The 19,122-nt window shown below is 73.0% G+C and carries 16 protein-coding genes and 1 tRNA gene; 13 read left to right on the top strand and 4 right to left on the bottom strand.

Translation table 11 applies throughout. The annotated features are described in order from the left end of the window. Positions 1-30: 30 nt before the first annotated feature. Positions 31-2,349, bottom strand: coding sequence for an SCO7613 C-terminal domain-containing membrane protein (locus AC07FJ_RS23490; RefSeq protein ID WP_479051295.1), 2,319 nt, complete (start codon positions 2,347-2,349; stop codon positions 31-33). A gap of 143 nt (positions 2,350-2,492) precedes the next feature. Here AC07FJ_RS23490 and AC07FJ_RS23485 point away from each other — a divergent pair. After that, a tRNA-Val gene (locus tag AC07FJ_RS23485) sits at positions 2,493-2,564 on the top strand. Between the two features lie 66 nt (positions 2,565-2,630). On the opposite strand, the gene AC07FJ_RS23480 is transcribed toward AC07FJ_RS23485, so the two are convergent. Further along, a complete protein-coding gene (locus AC07FJ_RS23480; RefSeq protein WP_479051294.1) occupies positions 2,631-3,359 on the bottom strand; it encodes an exonuclease domain-containing protein in 729 nt (242 codons plus the stop codon). Positions 3,360-3,515: 156 nt separating this feature from the next. Here AC07FJ_RS23480 and AC07FJ_RS23475 point away from each other — a divergent pair, with 156 nt between their 5' ends. From AC07FJ_RS23475 to AC07FJ_RS23460, 4 genes are all read left to right on the top strand, one after another. Then, positions 3,516-4,082 carry a DUF4365 domain-containing protein gene (locus tag AC07FJ_RS23475; protein WP_361428889.1) on the top strand — a complete coding sequence of 189 codons (567 nt, stop codon included), beginning with the start codon at positions 3,516-3,518 and terminating at the stop codon, positions 4,080-4,082. Then, positions 4,082-5,347: a hypothetical protein gene (locus AC07FJ_RS23470; protein ID WP_479051293.1), complete on the top strand. Its 1,266-nt coding sequence runs from the start codon at positions 4,082-4,084 to the stop codon at positions 5,345-5,347. The genes AC07FJ_RS23475 and AC07FJ_RS23470 overlap by 1 nt, the downstream gene beginning before the upstream one ends. 113 nt (positions 5,348-5,460) lie before the next feature. Beyond that, entirely contained in the window at positions 5,461-7,437 is a 1,977-nt protein-coding gene (thrS, locus tag AC07FJ_RS23465; protein WP_479051292.1) for a threonine--tRNA ligase, read from the top strand. Between the two features lie 71 nt (positions 7,438-7,508). Beyond that, the gene (locus tag AC07FJ_RS23460) at positions 7,509-8,075 is read left to right on the top strand and encodes an HIT family protein (RefSeq protein WP_479051291.1); all 567 of its coding nucleotides are present in this window, start codon (positions 7,509-7,511) and stop codon (positions 8,073-8,075) included. On the opposite strand, the gene AC07FJ_RS23455 is transcribed toward AC07FJ_RS23460, so the two are convergent. Together AC07FJ_RS23455 and AC07FJ_RS23450 are read right to left on the bottom strand one after the other, a co-directional pair. After that, the gene (locus AC07FJ_RS23455; RefSeq protein WP_479051290.1) at positions 8,076-9,722 is read right to left on the bottom strand and encodes a hypothetical protein; all 1,647 of its coding nucleotides are present in this window, start codon (positions 9,720-9,722) and stop codon (positions 8,076-8,078) included. A 244-nt stretch (positions 9,723-9,966) separates the two neighbouring features. Further along, entirely contained in the window at positions 9,967-12,168 is a 2,202-nt protein-coding gene (locus AC07FJ_RS23450; protein ID WP_479051289.1) for an elongation factor G-like protein EF-G2, read from the bottom strand. A gap of 299 nt (positions 12,169-12,467) precedes the next feature. Between AC07FJ_RS23450 and pgsA the strand changes: the two genes are divergently transcribed. The 8 genes from pgsA to pdxT all read left to right on the top strand — a co-directional run bounded on the left by pgsA (position 12,468) and on the right by pdxT (position 19,074). Beyond that, on the top strand, positions 12,468-13,127 hold the full coding sequence (gene pgsA / locus AC07FJ_RS23445; protein WP_479051288.1) for a phosphatidylinositol phosphate synthase: 660 nt from the start codon (positions 12,468-12,470) through the stop codon (positions 13,125-13,127). Next, complete coding sequence (locus AC07FJ_RS23440) at positions 13,124-14,077, top strand: phosphatidylinositol mannoside acyltransferase (protein WP_479051287.1); 954 nt, start codon at positions 13,124-13,126, stop codon at positions 14,075-14,077. The genes pgsA and AC07FJ_RS23440 overlap by 4 nt, the downstream gene beginning before the upstream one ends. Beyond that, a complete protein-coding gene (locus AC07FJ_RS23435; RefSeq protein WP_468289996.1) occupies positions 14,074-15,237 on the top strand; it encodes a glycosyltransferase family 4 protein in 1,164 nt (387 codons plus the stop codon). Before AC07FJ_RS23440 ends, AC07FJ_RS23435 begins: the two co-directional genes overlap by 4 nt. Positions 15,238-15,290: 53 nt before the next feature. Next, a complete protein-coding gene (locus AC07FJ_RS23430; RefSeq protein WP_479051286.1) occupies positions 15,291-15,995 on the top strand; it encodes a class I SAM-dependent methyltransferase in 705 nt (234 codons plus the stop codon). Between the two features lie 174 nt (positions 15,996-16,169). Then, on the top strand, positions 16,170-16,883 hold the full coding sequence (locus AC07FJ_RS23425) for an N-acyl homoserine lactonase family protein (RefSeq protein WP_479051285.1): 714 nt from the start codon (positions 16,170-16,172) through the stop codon (positions 16,881-16,883). An 11-nt stretch (positions 16,884-16,894) separates the two neighbouring features. Beyond that, a complete protein-coding gene (locus AC07FJ_RS23420) occupies positions 16,895-17,434 on the top strand; it encodes a hypothetical protein (protein ID WP_361428867.1) in 540 nt (179 codons plus the stop codon). A gap of 184 nt (positions 17,435-17,618) precedes the next feature. Then, a complete protein-coding gene (gene pdxS / locus AC07FJ_RS23415; RefSeq protein WP_468290173.1) occupies positions 17,619-18,467 on the top strand; it encodes a pyridoxal 5'-phosphate synthase lyase subunit PdxS in 849 nt (282 codons plus the stop codon). A 13-nt stretch (positions 18,468-18,480) separates the two neighbouring features. Beyond that, complete coding sequence (gene pdxT / locus AC07FJ_RS23410; RefSeq protein WP_361428864.1) at positions 18,481-19,074, top strand: pyridoxal 5'-phosphate synthase glutaminase subunit PdxT; 594 nt, start codon at positions 18,481-18,483, stop codon at positions 19,072-19,074. The last annotated feature ends 48 nt before the right edge of the window (positions 19,075-19,122 follow it).

Raw genomic sequence — 19,122 nt, 5'->3', positions numbered from 1 at the left:
CGTACCCGGCCCGCCCGCGCCGCCCGTGCGTCAGCGCAGCCGGCCCACCCTCTCGCGCAGCCGGCGAGCGTCCCGCAACCGCTGTTCGTAGGTCGCCCCCACCGCGAGCAGCAGCAGTCCCGCCAGGGCCGGCGGCAGCCACCTCGGCAGCGCACCCACCACCTGCGCGACGTACGGCGCCAGCTCGTGCAGCCCCACCAGCGCCAGCACCGCACCACCCAGCACCAGCGGCGCCTGGAGCCGCAGCCACGCTCCCAGCAGCGTCACCGCGAGGGCCCCCAGCCCGAGCAGCAGCGGCCGCACCCACTGGGCGTCACCCCACGCCGCGAACAGGCTCGGCACCAGCGTCGCGGCCAGCCCCGGGCCGTACGCCGCCCACGACGACGCCTCCGGGTCGCGCCGCCTGCGCAGCACGCCCACCACCAGGGCCGGCACCGTCACCGGGAGCGTGTACGCCTCCGGTGCCGACACCCCCGAGGCCGCCAGCCGCACCCACGTCGCCGCCACGCACAGCACCGCGGCCGCGTACCCGGCGACAGGGCGCCGCTCCGGGCGCAGCGCCGTGGCCGCCGCCAGTACGCCGCACAGCGCCAGCACGAGCGCCAGGTACGCCGGCCGGCCGGCCGCGAGCCCCACCGCCACCACCGCCGCGCCCGCACCGGTCAGCTCGACCGGCAGCGCCACCGGGTGGAGCCGCAGCCGCGCGCCCACGGCGACGGTCGCCGCGGGCACCGCGAGCAGCGCGAGCGCCGTGCCGTGCGCGGACAGCGCGGCGAGCCCGGCGCCCGCGCCCACGCACCCCGCCGCCGCGACGACCGCCACGCACGCCGCCACCGCCCGTACGGCCTGCGTCACCGCCGCCAGCGCCGCGCCCGCGAACAGCGCGGCCAGCACCCCGGCCACCACCACGGAGGCCACCGGCCCGGCACTCGCCGCCCACGCGGCGGCCCCGGCCGACACCAGCCCGCAACCGAGCGCCACAGCCGCCAGGACACCCGTCGGAGCGCCCGCCTCGCCCTGCTGCGGCAGCCGCCGCGCCAGCGCCTCCGGACGAGCCACCAGCGCCAGCAGCACCGCCGTCAGCACCAGCTGCGCCGCCAGGGACGCCGCGTACGGCAGCCGCACCGCCTCCGGCAGGGACAGCGCCGCCGCCGACGCCACGATCAGCGCGCCCGGACGGGCCGCCGTCCACCGCACCACCGCGAGCACCGCCGCCACCGTCACCAGCACCACCGGCGTCGACCACGGCACCCCCCGGCCCGGCATCACCACGGCCACCATCAGCGGCGCCGCCGCCCACGCCACCGACAGGCCCTGCACCACGCCCGACGCGCCCAGCAGCCCCAGCCGCAGACCACCCGGCACCCGTCCGGCACCGGCCACCGCCGCCACGGCCACCGCGCACAGCAGGTACCCCGGCACCACCCACCCCGCGGGCAGCACCCCCCGCAGCAACCCGCCCGCACCGGCCACGGCCGCCAGGCCCGCCGCCGCCGCGCACACCACCGCCACGTCCTCCCGGAGCGCGGCCGTGCGCCACGCCACGTACAGCGCCAGGCCCGACACCCCCAGCAGCAGTACGGCCCCACCGGCGCCGCCCGCCACCACCGACAGCCGGACACCCGTCAGCACCGCCCAGGCGCCCGCCGCACACGCCCCGGCGCACGCCACCCCGCGCACCGCCGGCGACGGCCGCGCCCACAGTGCCAGCACCGCGTCCAGCCCCGCCGTCACCAGCATCGCCCACGCCACCGGCAGCGCCCCGGCGTCCGCCGCCAGCGCCCCCAACGGCAGCGGCAGTTGCGCCGCCGCCACCGCCGCGGGCAGCGGCAGCCGCAGCCGCGCGACCCCCGTGCCATAACCCGCCCACAACACCGCCAGCACACCCGAGGCGACCGCCGCGTACCCCAGGCCGCCCGCGTCCGGCAGCGCCACCCGGTGCAGCGCGTACGCGTCCAGCACCATCAGCACCAGACCCAGCCCCGCCACCGACTCCGCGGTCGACGCCAGCCCCCGCCGCAGCAGCACCACCGGCGCCGCCAGCGCCACGGCCGTCACGACACCGAGGACGGCGGCGCGGCCGGCGATGCCCAAGTGACCCCAGCTGACCAGCGTGAAGGCGACGGCGGCCACCGTCAGCAGCGCCCCGCCCAGCGTCAGCAGCACGTTCTGCGCGCTGCGCGGCGAGGTCTCCCGCCCCGCCACCGGCGGAGCGGGCGGAAGAGGGGCGTGGAGCACGCTGAGCAGCCAGGCCCGGCGTGCCAGCAACTGCGCGCGGCGCGCATCCAGTTGCACCAGCTCACGCTCGACGAGCGCGAGCTCCTGTGCGGGCGGCGGAATGTTGTCCATACGGCGGAGTGTGGCGCCTGTCACGCCGCCGCGGCATCGGTGCTCGTACTCAGATGCGCATGAGTACACCCGGCGCACGCGGGCCGGGGCCGTAACGGGTTTGAAGGAAACGCACCAGGACCTGTATGGTTCAGTGCGTTCCCGGGCGATTAGCTCAGTGGGAGAGCGCTTCGTTCACACCGAAGAGGTCACTGGTTCGAACCCAGTATCGCCCACCGCCGGGAAGAGCCGGTCCGTCACCGTACGGACCGGCTTTTTCGTGTCCCACGGGAGACCGGGGGCTACGCGGCCGCCGCCGGTACCTCCGGACGCAACGGCCATGCCGGATCCACCGCCTCCTCCGACCCGTTGCGCGCGAACCACGCCTGCAGCCCGCGCGCCTGCGCCGCGTGCCACACCGCCTGCAGCGCGTGCAGCTCCGCCGGCGACAGCCGCTCCAGGCGCGCCGCGAACCGCCGCCCCACCGCCCGTACCACCTCGAGCGCCGCCGCCGCGTCCGCCGCCGCGTCGTGCGCCCCCTCCAGCGGGACCTCGTACTCGGCACACAGGTCCGTCAGGGTGCGCCGGCCCTTGCGGTAGCGGTCCAGGTGCTTGTCCAGCACCCGCGGATCCAGCACGCACAGCGGCGCGTTCTCCAGGTAGCGCGCGAACGACGAGGCGCGATGGCGGCGCAGCTCCCGGTCCAGCAGCGTCAGGTCGAACGGCGCGTTCATCACCACCAGCGGCCGCCCCGCCGCACAGTGCTCCGCCAGTGCCCGGCCTATCTCCTCCATCACCGGAGCGGGCCAGCGCCCGTTGCGCTGGAGGTGATCGTCCGTCAGGCCGTGCACCTCCGTCGCCTCCCGAGGCACCGGTATGCCCGGGTTCACCAGCCACCGCGTGGCCCGGACCCGCCCGCCCGCGGTGTCCTGAACGACGACGGCGGCCGACACGATCCGGTCCCGCTCGACGTCAACTCCCGTTGTTTCCGTGTCGAATGCGGCCAGGGGCCCCTCGTACCAGAGCGTCATACCCCGAACTCCTCGCGCGTGCCCGGCACATGGCGTCATGCCATCTGCCCGGAACGGTGATACCCGCGCCGTTTGCACCGTACGCAACGCGGTGACAACACAGGTGAGGGGTGGTCGAACTGACGCCCCGTCGTCGCCTGGAAGGCATGAGGAGCCATGGCGCTCGCGCAGCCCGAACCCGGGGGGCTGCTTCCCCAGCAGATCGCACCGCTGCGGGGCGCACTCGCCACCACCGCCTGCATGGAGACCCTCCAAGTGGGCTACCTCCACGCGGTCGCGGCCGCCGCCGGCTGCTCGCTCTCCCAGCCCTTCCCGGACAACGGCATCGACTGGCACGTCAGCCACAGCGCCCCCGGGCACGTGGTCGACGACGAAGTCACCGTCAAGGTGCAGCTCAAGGCCACGTACCAGATCCCGCCGCACCCCCCGGGGCCGACGTTCTCCTTCACCCTCGACAACGAGCACCTGGTGAAGCTCGCCCGGACCCCCGTCGCCGTGCACAAGATCCTGGTCGTGATGATCGTCCCCAGGGTCCGGGAGGAATGGCTGCGCGCCGGCCACGACCGCCTCGACCTGCGGCACTGCTGCTACTGGACCAACCTCGCGGGCCACCCGGTCACCGGCAGGCGCCGCACCACCGTGCGCATCCCCACCACACGGATCTTCGACGACCGGGCACTGTGCGACATCATGGCCCGGGTCGGGGCGGGAGGAAGACCCTGATGCACCGGCCGACCGACGAGCCCATGCGGCCCCACCCCCACCCCCACCCCGTGACCGGAGTCCCGTCCCCGTGGACGGGCGCGGCCCCCGGCCCCGCCGCCGGCACCCCCGGCCCGGCCCTCGACCCCGCCCGCGTCGACCCCCTCGTCCTCGGCGCGCTGCTCGGCCGGCACGGCTGGCGGCGCCGCGGCGGCGCGACCGGGCGCTACAGCCGGTGGACCCCGCCGGGCCCCGGCACCACGCCCATCAGCCTCCTCGTCCCCGAGAGCCGCGCCTTCCCGGACTGCGACGACCTCCTCGGCGAGGCCCTCACCGCGCTCGCCCGCTGCCCCGCGCCCTCCGCCCGCGAGGTGCTCGTCGGCCTCACCGTGCCCAGCGACGAGATCCGCTGGTGGCGCGACACGCCCCCCGGCCCCTCCTCCACGGCCACCTGGACCGCCCAGGAGCAGCTCCGCTCCGCCGCCCGCCAGATCCTCCTCGCCGGCGCCCTCGCCGTACGGGGTCGCGCCCGCTACCACGGCGCACGCCACCGGCGGCAGGCCCAGGCCCTCCTCGACGGCGTCCTCGTGGCGGCGGCCCCCGGCGGGCGCGGCCTCACCGCCTTCGTCCCCGTCGACCCCGCCCGGGCCGTCACCGCACGGCTCTACCACGCCCTGTACGCCACCCGCGAGGCCGTCGACTACCAGCGGGCCACCGGACGCCACGACGCCTTCGACGCCGCCGTCGAAGCGGGCGCCAGCCGCGAGCTCACCGAGGCCCTCATCGCCCTCGTCCGAGGCGCCGAAGGCGCCGCGATCACCCTCGCCTGGGCCCCCGCCACCGGCGCGCCCGAAGGGTGCGCGCCCCGCCCCGAACCGGTCGAGTTCTCGCCCGGGGACCTGCCCGCCCTGCGCGAGGCCGGCGCCCGCTACCTCCAGGACGAGCCCTCCGTGCCCGTCCGCCTCACCGGGGCGGTCGTACGCCTCCGCCGGTCGGGGCCGCGCGGGCCGGGCACCGTACGGCTCCGGGTGCTCGCCGGGGCGGAGGTACCGCACGTACGGGTGGCCCTGGACGAGGACGCGTACCGCACGGCCGGCCACGCCCACCTGCACGGCCTGCCGCTGCGCGTCACCGGGCGGCTGGAGAGCCGGGGCGGCTTCCGGCGGCTGACGGACGCCTCCGACGTCGTACTCGTCCAGGTCGACGAGGCGGAGCGGGACCGGCTGATGAAGTCCCTCCAGGAGAACCTGGGCTTCTTCGGGGAGGCGGACGGGTCCGCCGACTGACCTCCGGACTCCGGGAAACCGTTTCGCGGGTGGGTCGGGCGGCTCGGTACCATGCGGTAATGCATTGCAATGCAATGCAACGCAGTGCTTCCCCCTTCAGTCAGGAGAGACCGGTGTCAGACGTCCGTGTGATCATCCAACGCGATTCCGAGCGGGAAGAGCGCGTGGTGACGACGGGCACTACCGCCGCCGACCTCTTCGCCGGCGAGCGCACCGTCGTCGCGGCGCGCGTCGCGGGCGAGCTGAAGGACCTCGCGTACGAGGTCCGCGACGGCGAGACCGTCGAGCCGGTCGAGATCTCCTCCGAGGACGGCCTGAACATCCTCCGGCACTCCACCGCGCACGTCATGGCGCAGGCCGTGCAGGAGCTCTTCCCCGAGGCGAAGCTGGGCATCGGCCCGCCGGTGAAGGACGGGTTCTACTACGACTTCGACGTCGAGCGTCCCTTCACCCCCGATGACCTCAAGGCCATCGAGAAGAAGATGCAGGAGATCCAGAAGCGCGGCCAGCGCTTCTCGCGCCGGGTCGTCACCGACGAGGCCGCCCGCGAGGAGCTGGCGAACGAGCCGTACAAGCTGGAGCTCATCGGCATCAAGGGCTCCGCCTCCAGCGACGACGGCGCGGACGTCGAGGTGGGCGGCGGCGAGCTGACCATCTACGACAACCTCGACGCCAAGACCGGCGAGCTGTGCTGGAAGGACCTCTGCCGGGGCCCGCACCTGCCCTCGACCCGGGTCATCCCCGCCTTCAAGCTGATGCGCAACGCCGCCGCGTACTGGCGCGGCAGCGAGAAGAACCCGATGCTGCAGCGCATCTACGGCACCGCGTGGCCGTCCAAGGACGAGCTGAAGGCGCACCTGGACTTCCTCGCCGAGGCCGAGAAGCGCGACCACCGCAAGCTCGGCAGCGAGCTGGACCTCTTCTCCATCCCCGACGAGATCGGCTCCGGCCTCGCGGTCTTCCACCCCAAGGGCGGCATCATCCGCCGGGCCATGGAGGACTACTCGCGGCGCCGGCACGAGGAGGCGGGCTACGAGTTCGTCTACACCCCGCACGCGACCAAGGGCAAGCTGTTCGAGAAGTCGGGCCACCTGGACTGGTACGCCGAGGGCATGTACCCGCCCATGCAGCTCGACGAGGGCGTGGACTACTACCTCAAGCCCATGAACTGCCCGATGCACAACCTGATCTTCGACGCGCGCGGCCGGTCCTACCGTGAGCTGCCGCTGCGCATGTTCGAGTTCGGCACGGTGTACCGGTACGAGAAGTCCGGCGTGGTGCACGGCCTGACCCGCGCCCGCGGCTTCACCCAGGACGACGCGCACATCTACTGCACCAAGGAGCAGATGGCGGACGAGCTCGACTCGCTGCTGACCTTCGTGCTGAACCTGCTGCGCGACTACGGCCTGAACGACTTCTACCTCGAACTGTCCACCAAGGACCCGGAGAAGTTCGTCGGCTCCGACGAGGTCTGGGAAGAGGCCACGGAGGTGCTGCGCAAGGCGGCCGAGAAGCAGGGCCTGCCCCTGACCCCCGACCCGGGCGGCGCGGCCTTCTACGGCCCGAAGATCTCCGTCCAGGCCAAGGACGCCATCGGCCGTACCTGGCAGATGTCGACCATCCAGGTCGACTTCAACCTGCCGGAGCGGTTCAACCTGGAGTACACCGCGCCGGACGGCTCGCGCCAGCGGCCGGTCATGATCCACCGCGCCCTCTTCGGTTCGATCGAGCGCTTCTTCGCCGTGCTGCTGGAGCACTACGCGGGCGCCATGCCCCCGTGGCTGGCCCCGGTCCAGGCGGTCGGCATCCCGATCGGCGACGCCCACGTGCCGTACCTGCAGGAGTTCGCCGCCGAGGCGAAGAAGAAGGGCCTGCGGGTCGAGGTGGACGCGTCCTCGGACCGGATGCAGAAGAAGATCCGGAACCACCAGAAGCTGAAGGTCCCGTTCATGGTCATCGTCGGCGACGACGACATGAACGCCGGCACGGTCTCCTTCCGCTACCGCGACGGTTCGCAGGAGAACGGCATCCCGAAGGACGAGGCCATCGCCAAGCTCCTCGACGTCGTGGAGCGCCGCGTCCAGGTCTGACCCGGAGGTGAGGCGAGGGGCGGTCCCGGACGGGTCCGCCCCTCGCCGCATTCGCCCGCACGCCAGCGAATATGCTGGCTCGCATGACGACTGAGCCGGAGCAGCAGATCGGAGTCGGGACGCCTGACGCGTTCCAGCGCCTGTGGACGCCCCACCGGATGGCGTACATCCAGGGCGAGAACAAGCCCACCGGCCCCGGGGCCGACGACGGCTGCCCGTTCTGCACCATCCCGGCGAAGTCCGACGAGGACGGGCTGATCGTCACGCGGGGCGAGAAGGTGTACGCGGTGCTGAACCTCTACCCGTACAACGGCGGGCACCTCATGGTCGTCCCCTTCCGGCACGTCGCCGACTACACCGAGCTCGACGACGCCGAGACCGCCGAGCTCGCGGTGCTCACCAAGCAGGCGATGACCGCCCTGCGCACCGCCTCCGGTGCGCACGGGTTCAACATCGGCATGAACCAGGGCAGCGCCGCCGGCGCCGGGATCGCCGCCCATCTGCACCAGCACATCGTGCCGCGCTGGGGCGGCGACACCAACTTCATGCCGGTCGTCGGCCACACCAAGGTGCTGCCGCAACTCCTCGCGGACACCCGCCGGATGCTCGCCGAGGCCTGGCCGACGACGACCGCTTAGTCACGCGTCGTACACGTCCGCCTTCTTCGGCATCGGGTCCTGGACGAACCCGCTGAGCACCATCGAGCGGTTGGTGAAGCGCTCCGTGTCCACGCCGTGATCGTCGAGCATCTTGATGGTCGCGGCGTGGACCGCCCGCAGTACGGGCGTGGCCGCGCGGATGGCGTCGTCGGCCATGAAGCGGTGGCGCCAGGGCTGGGCGGCCCAGGCGTGCCGCAGGCCGAAGGGCTCGGGCAGGACGAGCTTGCCGCCGAGGAAGTCGAGGACCGGCGGGAACCAGGTCAGCGGGGCGCGGACGGCCAGCCGTACGACTTCGTCGTTGGTGATCAGCGGCAGCAGCACCTCCTTGGTCTCCCAGAACCGGACGGTCTTGGAGACCTCCTTCTTCGGCGCCTCCGGCTTCGTGGTGAAGAGCGAGTGCACGGGGCCGAGGGCGTGGCCGGTGACCTCGATGCGGAGCGTGTGCAGCAGGGCGGTCACGGTGACCATCATGGTGAGCACCAGCTGGCCGTCCCAGAGGACGAACTGCACGCCGAGGTAGTGGCGGTTGCCCTTGCCGAACTGGTTCTCGTTGCAGATGCGCTGTATCTCGTGCGGCTTGACCTGGTACGCGACGACGTCCTCGCCCTCGGGCCGCGCGACCTCCTTGGCGCCCTCGCCGACGGGGGAGACGATCCAGTGGCTGACCGACGGGGTGGGGAAGCCGGTCTTGAGGGTGCCGCGTTCGAGCATCTTGAGCTGGTCGTGGATGGGGCGGATCACGTCCCAGGTGCGGAAGGCGTGGATCTCCTTGCCCTCCTTGGGGATCAGCTCCTCGGCGAGGTGCCAGCTGCCCCAGCGCGTGCCCATGCCGAGTATGCCCTTGGGGCCTGCGTAGAAGACGACGTTGGAGCGCTGCTCGGCGGTGAGCTTCTCCAGGGACTGGCGCAGCTCTTCGGCGGCGGTCTCGTTGGGGTCCTGGGGTACGGCTTCGGGGATCTTGGGACCGATGCCGCCACCGCCGCTGAGGAGGGAGTCCCAGCGGGCGCGCAGGTCCTTGGCGGTGCGCTCGCAGACGCGTTTGGCGAGGAACCAGCCGACGACCGGGGCGACGACCATGATGCGGAGGTAGAGCCCCAGCAAGCCGGTGAAGGGCAGCCGGAGCAGGAAGAGGACGGCGAGGATGCCCATGCCGACGAGGAGGCCGGTGCCCAGGGCGCCGGAGCCCTTCTTGTCGGCGGAGGTCTTGGCGAGGGCGCTGCGCACCTGGAAGACCGTCATCCAGGCGAGCATGCCGGGCAGGAAGACGACGCCGAAGAAGACGGTGATCAGGGTGAGGAGCTTGTCGCGCCGCCTGCGGATGTTGGTGGCGGCCAGGCAGTGCTCGACGACCGTCTGTGGTTCGGCGCCGAAGGACTGGATCAGCGGCTTGCGGGCGCCGCCCAGCATCCGGACCTGTACGGCGCGGGAGAAGGCCTCACCGAGGTTGGGCGCGAAGAGGGAGAACTTGCCCTTCTTCACCGTCGACTCGTGCCATTCGTTGTTGGCGTCGAGGATCTTCTCCATCTTGTCGTCGCGGTAGGCGGCGGAGGCGAGCGCGTGCGTCGCCGCCATCTGTCCGGCCGAGCCCTGGATCGGGACCTGCGCCCCGGGGCTGAAACTGTCCATCGTCGTCACTGCCGCCGCCCCCACCTCTCACAGCTGTCCGCTCTGCGGCCTTCCCAACGACCGTGCCCGGCACACCTGGTGGCCGCCCTGAGCCGAGGTGGCCGCCCTGAGCCGAGCAGTACAGCCTATCGGGGCGTACGGTCCGGTGTCCGGAGACGGCCGAATGCCGCCCACCGCGGGTGGTCCTCGGGACGGTTGCGGTGGGCGGCTGATCGATTCGGGATGGATTCGGGATGGATTCGGGTCAGCTTGCGGTCTTTTCGCGGACCTTCTCCGCGACGTGCGCGGGCATGGGCTCGTGGCGCGCGTACGTCCGGTCGAACCGGCCCGTGCCGTGGGAGATGGAGCGGAGGTCGACGGCGTACCGTCCGATCTCCAGCTCGGGCACCTCGGCGCGGACGAGGGTCCGCCCGGGCCCGGCTTGTTCGGTGCCGACGACGCGGCCCCGGCGGCCGGAGAGGTCGCTCATGACCGGGCCGACGTACTCGTCGGGGACGAGGACCTGGAGTTCGGCGACGGGTTCGAGGAGGTTGATCCGGGCGTCGGCGGCGGCTTCGCGCAGGGCCAGGGCGCCGGCGGTCTGGAAGGCGGCGTCGGAGGAGTCCACCGAGTGCGCCTTGCCGTCGAGGAGGGTGATGCGTACGTCGACGAGCGGGTGCCCGGCGGCGACGCCCTTCGCGGCCTGGGCCCGTACGCCCTTCTCGACGGACGGGATGAACTGGCGGGGCACCGCGCCGCCGACCACCTTGTCGACGAACTCGATGCCGGAACCCTGGGGCAGCGGTTCGACCTCGATCTCGCAGATGGCGTACTGGCCGTGTCCCCCGGACTGTTTGACGTGCCGTCCGCGCCCCGCCGACCTGTCGGCGAACGTCTCGCGGAGGGCCACCTTGTGGGGTACGGCGTCGACCTGGACGCCGTAGCGGGTGCGCAGCCGTTCCAGGGCGACGTCCATGTGGGCCTCGCCGAGGCACCACAGGACGACCTGACCGGTGTCCTGGTTCTGTTCGAGGCGCATGGTGGGGTCCTCGGCGGCGAGGCGCGCGAGGCCCTGGGAGAGCCTGTCCTCGTCCGCCTTGCTGTGGGCCTGGATGGCGAGCGGCAGCAGCGGCTCGGGCATGGTCCAGGGCTCCATGAGGAGCGGGTCGTCCTTGGCGGAGAGCGTGTCCCCGGTCTCGGCGCGGACCAGTTTGCCCACGCAGCACAGGTCGCCGGCGATGCAGCGGTTCATCTGCCGCTGCTGCTTGCCGAAGGGCGCGGACAGGGCCCCGACGCGCTCGTCGACGTCGTGGTCCTCGTGGCCGCGGTCGGCGAGGCCGTGCCCGGAGACGTGGACGGTCTCGTCGGGGCGCAGGGTCCCCGAGAAGACGCGTACCAGCGAGATCCGGCCGACGTACGGGTCGGACGCCGTCTTGACGACCTCGGCCACCAGCGGCCCGTCGGGGTCGCAGGTGATCGCCGGGCGCGGGCGGCCGTCCGGGGTGGTGACGGCGGGCGCCTCACGCTCCAGGGGCGTGGGGAAGCCGCGGGTGATCAGCTCCAGCAGTTCCACGGTGCCGAGGCCCTGCTTGCCGCCGGGGGCGGCGGGGGCTGCGGCGAGGACGGGGTGGAAGGTGCCGCGTGCGACGGCCTTCTCCAGGTCCTCGATGAGGGTCTTGAGGTCGATCTCCTCGCCGCCGAGGTAGCGGTCCATGAGGGTCTCGTCCTCGCTCTCGGCGATGATGCCCTCGATCAGCCGGTTGCGGGCCTCGGCGATGAGGTCGCGCTGGGTGTCGTCGGGTGGGTTCTCCTTCCGTTCGCCGGAGGAGTAGTCGAAGATCTTCTGGGTCAGCAGGCCGACCAGTCCGGTGGCGGGGGCGTGCCCGTCGGCTGCCTCGGGGCCGAGTACGGGCAGGTAGAGGGGGAGGATGGCGTCGGGGTCGTCGCCGCCGAAGATGTCGGCGAGGACCTGGGTGAGCCGCTCGAAGTCGGTGCGCGCGGTGTCGAGGTGCGTGACGACGATGGCGCGGGGCATGCCGACGGCCGCGCACTCCTCCCACACCATCCGGGTGGAGCCGGCGACGGCGTCGGCCTCCTGGGCCGCCGACACCACGAAGAGGGCCGCGTCCGCGGCGCGCAGGCCGGCCCGCAGCTCCCCGACGAAGTCGGCGTAACCGGGGGTGTCGAGCAGGTTGATCTTGTAGCCGTCCCAGCCGACGGGGACGAGGGAGAGCTGTACGGAGCGTTGCTGACGGTGCTCGATCTCGTCGTAGTCGGAGACCGTGGCGCCGTCCTCGACCCGTCCTGCCCGGTTGACCGCGCCGGCGGTCAGCGCGAGGGCCTCGACGAGGGTGGTCTTACCGGATCCGCTGTGGCCGACCAGCACCACATTCCGTACCGATGCGGGCTGGTCGGCCGTAAGAGCCCTGCCGGCGGCTCCTGGGTGGGTGTTCGCCTTGTCGCCCATGATTTCTTCCTCCTGATCGCCGGTGCACGGTGCGTGCACGGTGGAGGTGGGGGGCGCGGGCGCGGGGGAGCGACCCTCAAGCGGGGCAGCTCCGGCGGTGCCCGCGGTGGTCTTTCGAGCTTTCCACTCCGGTCAGGCCGCGTCCATACGACAGACATACGCGTGCGTCGGGTATCCGGTTATTCGCCGATGCCACGTGGGGTGCGTGGTGCCCCGGGGTGTGGGCGGGGCGGTGCTGGCTACGATGGGCCAGCCGGTGGCCGATGGGGCCGCGCGGCTCACCGACCCTCGGGAAGGCCATGCTGAATAAGTACGCGCGTGCGTTTTTCACGCGTGTTCTCACACCGTTCGCCGCGTTTCTGCTCCGCCGCGGAGTGAGCCCCGACGCCGTCACGCTCATCGGCACGGCGGGGGTGGTGGCCGGGGCGCTGGTCTTCTTCCCGCGGGGCGAGTTCTTCTGGGGCACGATCGTCATCACGCTGTTCGTGTTCTCCGACCTGGTGGACGGGAACATGGCCCGCCAGGCGGGGATCTCCAGCCGCTGGGGCGCCTTCCTGGACTCGACGCTGGACCGGGTCGCGGACGGCGCCATCTTCGGCGGCTTCGCCCTGTGGTACGCCGGCAAGGGCGACGACAATGTGCTGTGTGCCGTGGCCATCTTCTGCCTGGCGAGCGGCCAGGTCGTGTCGTACACCAAGGCGCGGGGCGAGTCGATCGGCCTGCCGGTGGCGGTGAACGGCCTGGTCGAGCGCGCGGAGCGGCTGGTCGTCTCGCTGGTGGCGGCGGGTCTCGCCGGACTGCACGGCTTCGGCGTCCCGGGTGTCCAGGTGCTGCTGCCGATCGCGTTGTGGCTGGTGGCCGTGGGAAGCGCGGTGACGCTGGGGCAGCGTGTGGTGACGGTGCGGCGCGAGGCCGCGGAGGCGGACGCCGCCGGGGCGCGGGGGAGTGAGGCCACATGAGCGGGGCGAAGGACCGGCTGACGGACGCGCTGTACGGGCTGGGCTGGGCGGCGGTCAAGAAGCTGCCCGAGCCGGTGGCGGTGGGCCTGGGGCGGCGCATCGCCGACACGGCGTGGAAGCGGCGCGGCCAGGGCGTGCTGCGGCTGGAGTCCAACCTCGCGCGCGTGGTGCCGGACGCGTCCCCGGAGCGGCTGGCCGAGCTGTCCCGGGCCGGGATGCGTTCGTACATGCGCTACTGGATGGAGTCCTTCCGGCTGCCCTCGTGGAGCGCGCGGCGCGTGGCGGACGCCGTCAAGGTGCTCGACGTCCACCGCCTGACGGACGGGCTGGCCTCCGGGCGAGGCGTGGTGCTGGCGCTGCCGCACCTGGCGAACTGGGACCTGGCCGGGGTGTGGGTGACCCGGTCGCTGGGCGTGCCGTTCACGACGGTGGCCGAGCGGCTGAAGCCGGAGTCGCTGTACGACCGGTTCGTGGCGTACCGCGAGTCGCTGGGCATGGAGGTGCTGCCGCACACCGGCGGGTCGGCGTTCGGGACCCTGGCGCGGCGGCTGCGCGCGGGCGGGCTGGTGTGCCTGGTGGCGGACCGGGACCTGTCGGCGTCGGGCGTCGAGGTGAAGTTCTTCGGCGAGGCGGCGCGGATGCCGGGCGGGCCCGCGATGCTGGCCCAGCAGACGGGTGCGCTGCTGCTGCCGGCGACGCTCTGGTACGACGGCACGCCGGTCATGAAGGCGCGGGTCCATCCGCCGGTGGACGTGCCCGAGACGGGGACGCGGGCGGAGAAGACCGCGGTCATGACGCAGGCGCTGGCCGACGCCTTCGCCACCGGGATCGCCGAGCACCCGGAGGACTGGCACATGCTGCAGCGGCTGTGGCTCGCGGACCTGGACGAGGAGCGGGGCCGGGACGCTGACCGGGGCCGGGGCCCTGACCGGGGCGAGGTGTTGTCGTGAGGATCGGCATCGTCTGCCCGTACTCCTGGGACGTGCCGGGCGGCGTCCAGTTCCACATCCGTGACCTCGCGGACCACCTGATCCGGCTCGGGCACGAGGTGTCCGTGCTGGCCCCCGCCGACGACGACACGCCCCTGCCGCCCTACGTGGTCTCGGCGGGGCGCGCGGTGCCCGTGCCGTACAACGGCTCGGTGGCGCGGCTGAACTTCGGCTTCCTGTCGGCGGCGCGCGTGCGGCGCTGGCTGCACGACGGCACCTTCGACGTGATCCACATCCACGAGCCGGCGTCGCCGTCGCTGGGGCTGCTGGCGTGCTGGGCGGCGCAGGGGCCCATCGTGGCGACCTTCCACACGTCCAACCCGCGCTCACGCGCCATGATCGCGGCGTACCCGATCCTCCAGCCGGCGCTGGAGAAGATCAGCGCGCGGATCGCGGTGAGCGAGTACGCCCGCCGGACGCTGGTGGAGCACCTGGGCGGGGACGCGGTGGTCATCCCGAACGGCGTGGACGTCGACTTCTTCGCCAAGGCCGACCCCAAGCCGGAGTGGCAGGGCGGCACGCTGGGCTTCATCGGCCGGATCGACGAGCCGCGCAAGGGCCTGCCGGTGCTGATGAAGGCGCTGCCGAGGATCCTGGAGGCCCTGCCGGAGACCCGGTTGCTGGTCGCGGGCAGGGGCGACGAGGAGGAGGCCGTGGCCTCGCTCCCGGTCGACATGCGCCGCCGGGTGGAGTTCCTCGGCATGGTCAGCGACGAGGACAAGGCGCGGCTGCTGCGCAGCGTGGACGTGTACGTGGCGCCCAACACGGGCGGCGAGAGCTTCGGCATCATCCTGGTCGAGGCCATGTCGGCGGGCGCGCCGGTACTGGCCAGCGACCTGGACGCGTTCACGCAGGTGCTGGACAAGGGCGCGGCGGGCGAGCTGTTCGCCAACGAGGACGCGGACGCCCTGGCGGACGCGGCGATCCGCCTCCTGGGCGACCCGGCGCGCCGCCAGGAGCTCCACGAGCGGGGCAGCGCGCATGTGCGGCGCTTCGACTGGTCGACGGTGGGCGCGGACATCCTGGCGGTGTACGAGACGGTGACGGACGGCGCGGCCTCGGTGGCCGCGGACGAGCGGGTGGGGGGCCTGCGGGCGCGGTGGGGGCTGGCGCGGGACTAGGGCCCTTTCGGCGCGCGGCGGGCATTGTCAGTGGTGCCTGCGACGATCACTCCATGAGCGAAGTGACCGAAGCGACCGAGGCGACCGCCTCCACCGACGCGACCGGAGCGGCCGGGCTCGCCTCTGCCATCACGGGCTACTGGGACGCTGCCGCGGCGACGTTCGACGACGAGCCCGACCACGGCCTGCGGGCGGCGCCCACCCGTGCCGCCTGGCGGGACCGCGTGCTGCGGTGGGCGCCCGCCGAGCCGTCCGACGTGCTGGACGTCGGCTGCGGCACCGGCTCGCTCTCGGTGCTGCTCGCCTCGGCGGGGCACCGCGTGACCGGCGTGGACCTCGCGCCGCGCATGGTCGAGCAGGCGCGGGCCAAGGTGGCGGCCGCCGGGCTCGCCGCGCGCTTCCTCGTCGGCGACGCGGCCGCGCCGCCCACGGGCGGGGACCGCTTCGACATGCTCGTCTCACGGCACCTGATCTGGACGCTGCCCGACCCCGAGACGGCGCTGCGCGCCTGGGTGGACGGACTCCGCCCGGGCGGCCGGCTCCTGCTGGTCGAGGGCCGCTGGCGCGAGGCGGGACCCACCGCCTACGTACCGGGCGCCGAGGACCTGCCGTGGAACGGGGGCGTGAGCGCGGAGGAGCTGGCCTCGGTGGTGCGTCCACTCGTCAGCGACCTGGACGTCGAGCCGCTCAGCGCGGTCCCGGAGCTGTGGGGCGGCCCGGTCGCGGACGAGCGGTACGCGCTGGTGGCGCGGCTCTGAGGCAGGCGCACGGCGCGGGGGCGGGCCGGGCCCGCGTGCCGAACACCGTGACGGCGGACTTCCGGGCGGCCCTCCACACGCCGCGTCGCGCCCCGCGTAAGAGCCGCCGCGGCCGCCGAGCCGTTCTTCCGGAAGGCCCCTCCGCCACGCCAGCGCGTAGACATCATGGACGGCATGGGACAGCACACCGCCATCGAACGGCTCGACCTCGGGTACTTCATCCGCCCCGCCGCCGAGGCGGGCACCGCGCGCCCGCGTGTCGAGCCCGTGCTCGCGTACCTCGTACGGCACGAGGCCGGGCTCCTGCTCTTCGACAGCGGCCTCGGCTCCGGCGACCCCGAGGCCGAGGCGCACTACCGGCCGCGCCGCAAGGACCTCGGCGCCGCGCTCGCGGCGAGAGGCGTGGGCACGGACGACATCGACCTCGTCGTGAACTGCCACCTCCACTTCGACCACTGCGGCGGTAACCCGCTCCTCGCGGGCCGTCCCGTTCTCGTCCAGCGCGGGGAGCTCGCCACCGCCCGCGCCGGGGACTACACCATCGGCGCGCTCGTCGACTTCCCCGGCGCGCGCTACGAGGAGCTCGACGGCGAGGCCGAGGTGTGGCCGGGAGTCCGGGTCGTCCCGACACCCGGGCACACGGCCGGGCACCAGTCCCTGGTCGTCTCCGGACGCGAGGGCACCACGGTGCTGGCGGGGCAGGCGTACGACTTCGCCTCGGAGTTCGCGTCCGACGAGATGGCCCGCCGCGCCCGCGCCGAGGGGGCCGAGGAGTTCGAGGGCCGCTACCGGCCCTGGCTGGACCGGCTCGCGGAGTTCGAGCCGAGCCGCGTCCTCTTCGCGCACGACCGCTCGGTGTGGGAAGGGCGCATGCCGGCGCCCCGGTAGCCTGTGCGCCCGTGATCGAAACCCTCATCTGGATCGTCGTCGGCCTGGTCGCGATCGGTCTCTACCTGAGCTGGACCGCGGGCCGGCTCGACCGGCTGCACGCCCGGATCGACGCCGCCCGCGCCGCGCTCGACGCCCAGCTCGTACGGCGCGCCTCCGTCGCCCAGGAGCTGGCCACCTCCAAGGTGCTGGACCCGGCCGCGTCGATCGTGCTGTACGAGGCGGCGCACGCGGCCCGGCAGGCCGAGGAGGAGCACCGCGAGGTCGCCGAGAGCGAGCTCAGCCAGGCGCTGCGCGCCGTGTTCGGCGAGCCGGAGCAGGTCGAGGTGGTGCGGGACGCGCCCGGCGGCGAGGAGGCGGCCCTGGAGCTCGCGGCGGCGGTGCGGCGGGTGCCGATGGCCCGGCGGTTCCACAACGACGCCGTACGGGCGGCGCGGGCACTGCGCAGGCACCGCACGGTGCGCTGGTTCCGGCTCGCGGGCCACGCGCCGTTCCCGATGGCGTTCGAGATGGACGACGAGCCCCCCGTGGCACTCGCGGACCGGCCGTAACCAGGGCACCCACGCGAAAACGAGCCACCGGCTCGCTATTGGCCCTTGATGTGGACTGGCCGGGGCGGGTTTCCTCACTGTTGTCGAAAACCCCCTGTTCTTTCGAGTGAGGTCCCTCGTGTCCAGCACGCTCCCCACCACCCCGCAGTCCCCCGAGACCGGCACCGCCCGCGTGAAGCGCGGCATGGCCGAGCAGCTCAAGGGCGGCGTGATCATGGACGTGGTCAACGCCGAGCAGGCGAAGATCGCCGAGGACGCCGGCGCCGTCGCGGTCATGGCCCTGGAGCGGGTCCCCGCCGACATCCGCAAGGACGGCGGCGTGGCCCGGATGTCCGACCCGAACATGATCGAGGAGATCATCGACGCGGTCTCCATCCCGGTCATGGCCAAGTCCCGCATCGGCCACTTCGTCGAGGCCCAGGTCCTGCAGTCCCTCGGCGTCGACTACATCGACGAGTCCGAGGTCCTCACCCCGGCCGACGAGGTCAACCACTCCGACAAGTGGGCCTTCACCACCCCCTTCGTCTGTGGCGCCACCAACCTCGGTGAGGCCCTGCGCCGCATCGCCGAGGGCGCGGCCATGATCCGCTCCAAGGGCGAGGCCGGCACCGGCAACGTCGTCGAGGCCGTCCGCCACCTGCGCCAGATCAAGAACGAGATCGCCAAGCTGCGCGGCTTCGACAACAACGAGCTGTTCGCCGCCGCCAAGGAGCTGCGCGCGCCGTACGAGCTCGTCAAGGAGGTCGCCGAGCTCGGCAAGCTGCCGGTCGTGCTGTTCTCCGCCGGTGGCGTCGCCACCCCCGCCGACGCCGCGCTGATGCGCCAGCTCGGCGCCGAGGGCGTCTTCGTCGGCTCCGGCATCTTCAAGTCGGGCGACCCGGCCAAGCGCGCCGCCGCCATCGTGAAGGCCACCACCTTCTACGACGACCCGAAGATCATCGCCGACGCCTCCCGCAACCTGGGCGAGGCCATGGTCGGCATCAACTGCGACACCCTCCCCGAGGCCGAGCGCTACGCGAACCGCGGCTGGTAAGGCACACGACACCATGAGCAACACCCCCGTGATAGGCGTCCTGGCCCTCCAGGGCGACGTACGGGAGCACCTGATCGCCCTGGCCGCGGCGGACGCCGTGGCCAGGCCGGTCCGGCGCCCCGAAGAGCTCGCCGAGGTCGACGGCCTGGTCATCCCCGGCGGCGAGTCCACCACCATCTCCAAGCTGGCCGTGCTCTTCGGGCTGATGGAGCCCCTGCGCGAGCGCATCAAGGCGGGCATGCCCGTCTACGGCACCTGCGCCGGCCTGATCATGCTCGCCGACAAGATCCTCGACCCGCGCTCGGGCCAGGAGACCCTCGGCGGCATCGACATGATCGTGCGGCGCAACGCCTTCGGGCGGCAGAACGAGTCCTTCGAGGCGGGCGTCGAGGTCGCCGGCGTCGACGGCGGGCCCGTGGAGGGCGTCTTCATCCGCGCCCCCTGGGTCGAGTCGGTCGGCGCCCAGGCCGAGGTCATCGCCGAGCACGACGGCCACATCGTCGCCGTACGGCAGGGCAACGCGCTCGCCACGTCGTTCCACCCGGAACTGACCGGCGACCACCGCGTCCACGCCCTGTTCGTGGAGATGGTGCGCGCCACGCGCTGATCCCGTCCCGGTAGGATCTCTGGGGTTCGTTCTGAAATGGGTTACGCG

The organism is Streptomyces sp. NPDC045998 (genome assembly GCF_056430285.1).
This window is presented reverse-complemented; position numbering and strand designations above follow the sequence as displayed.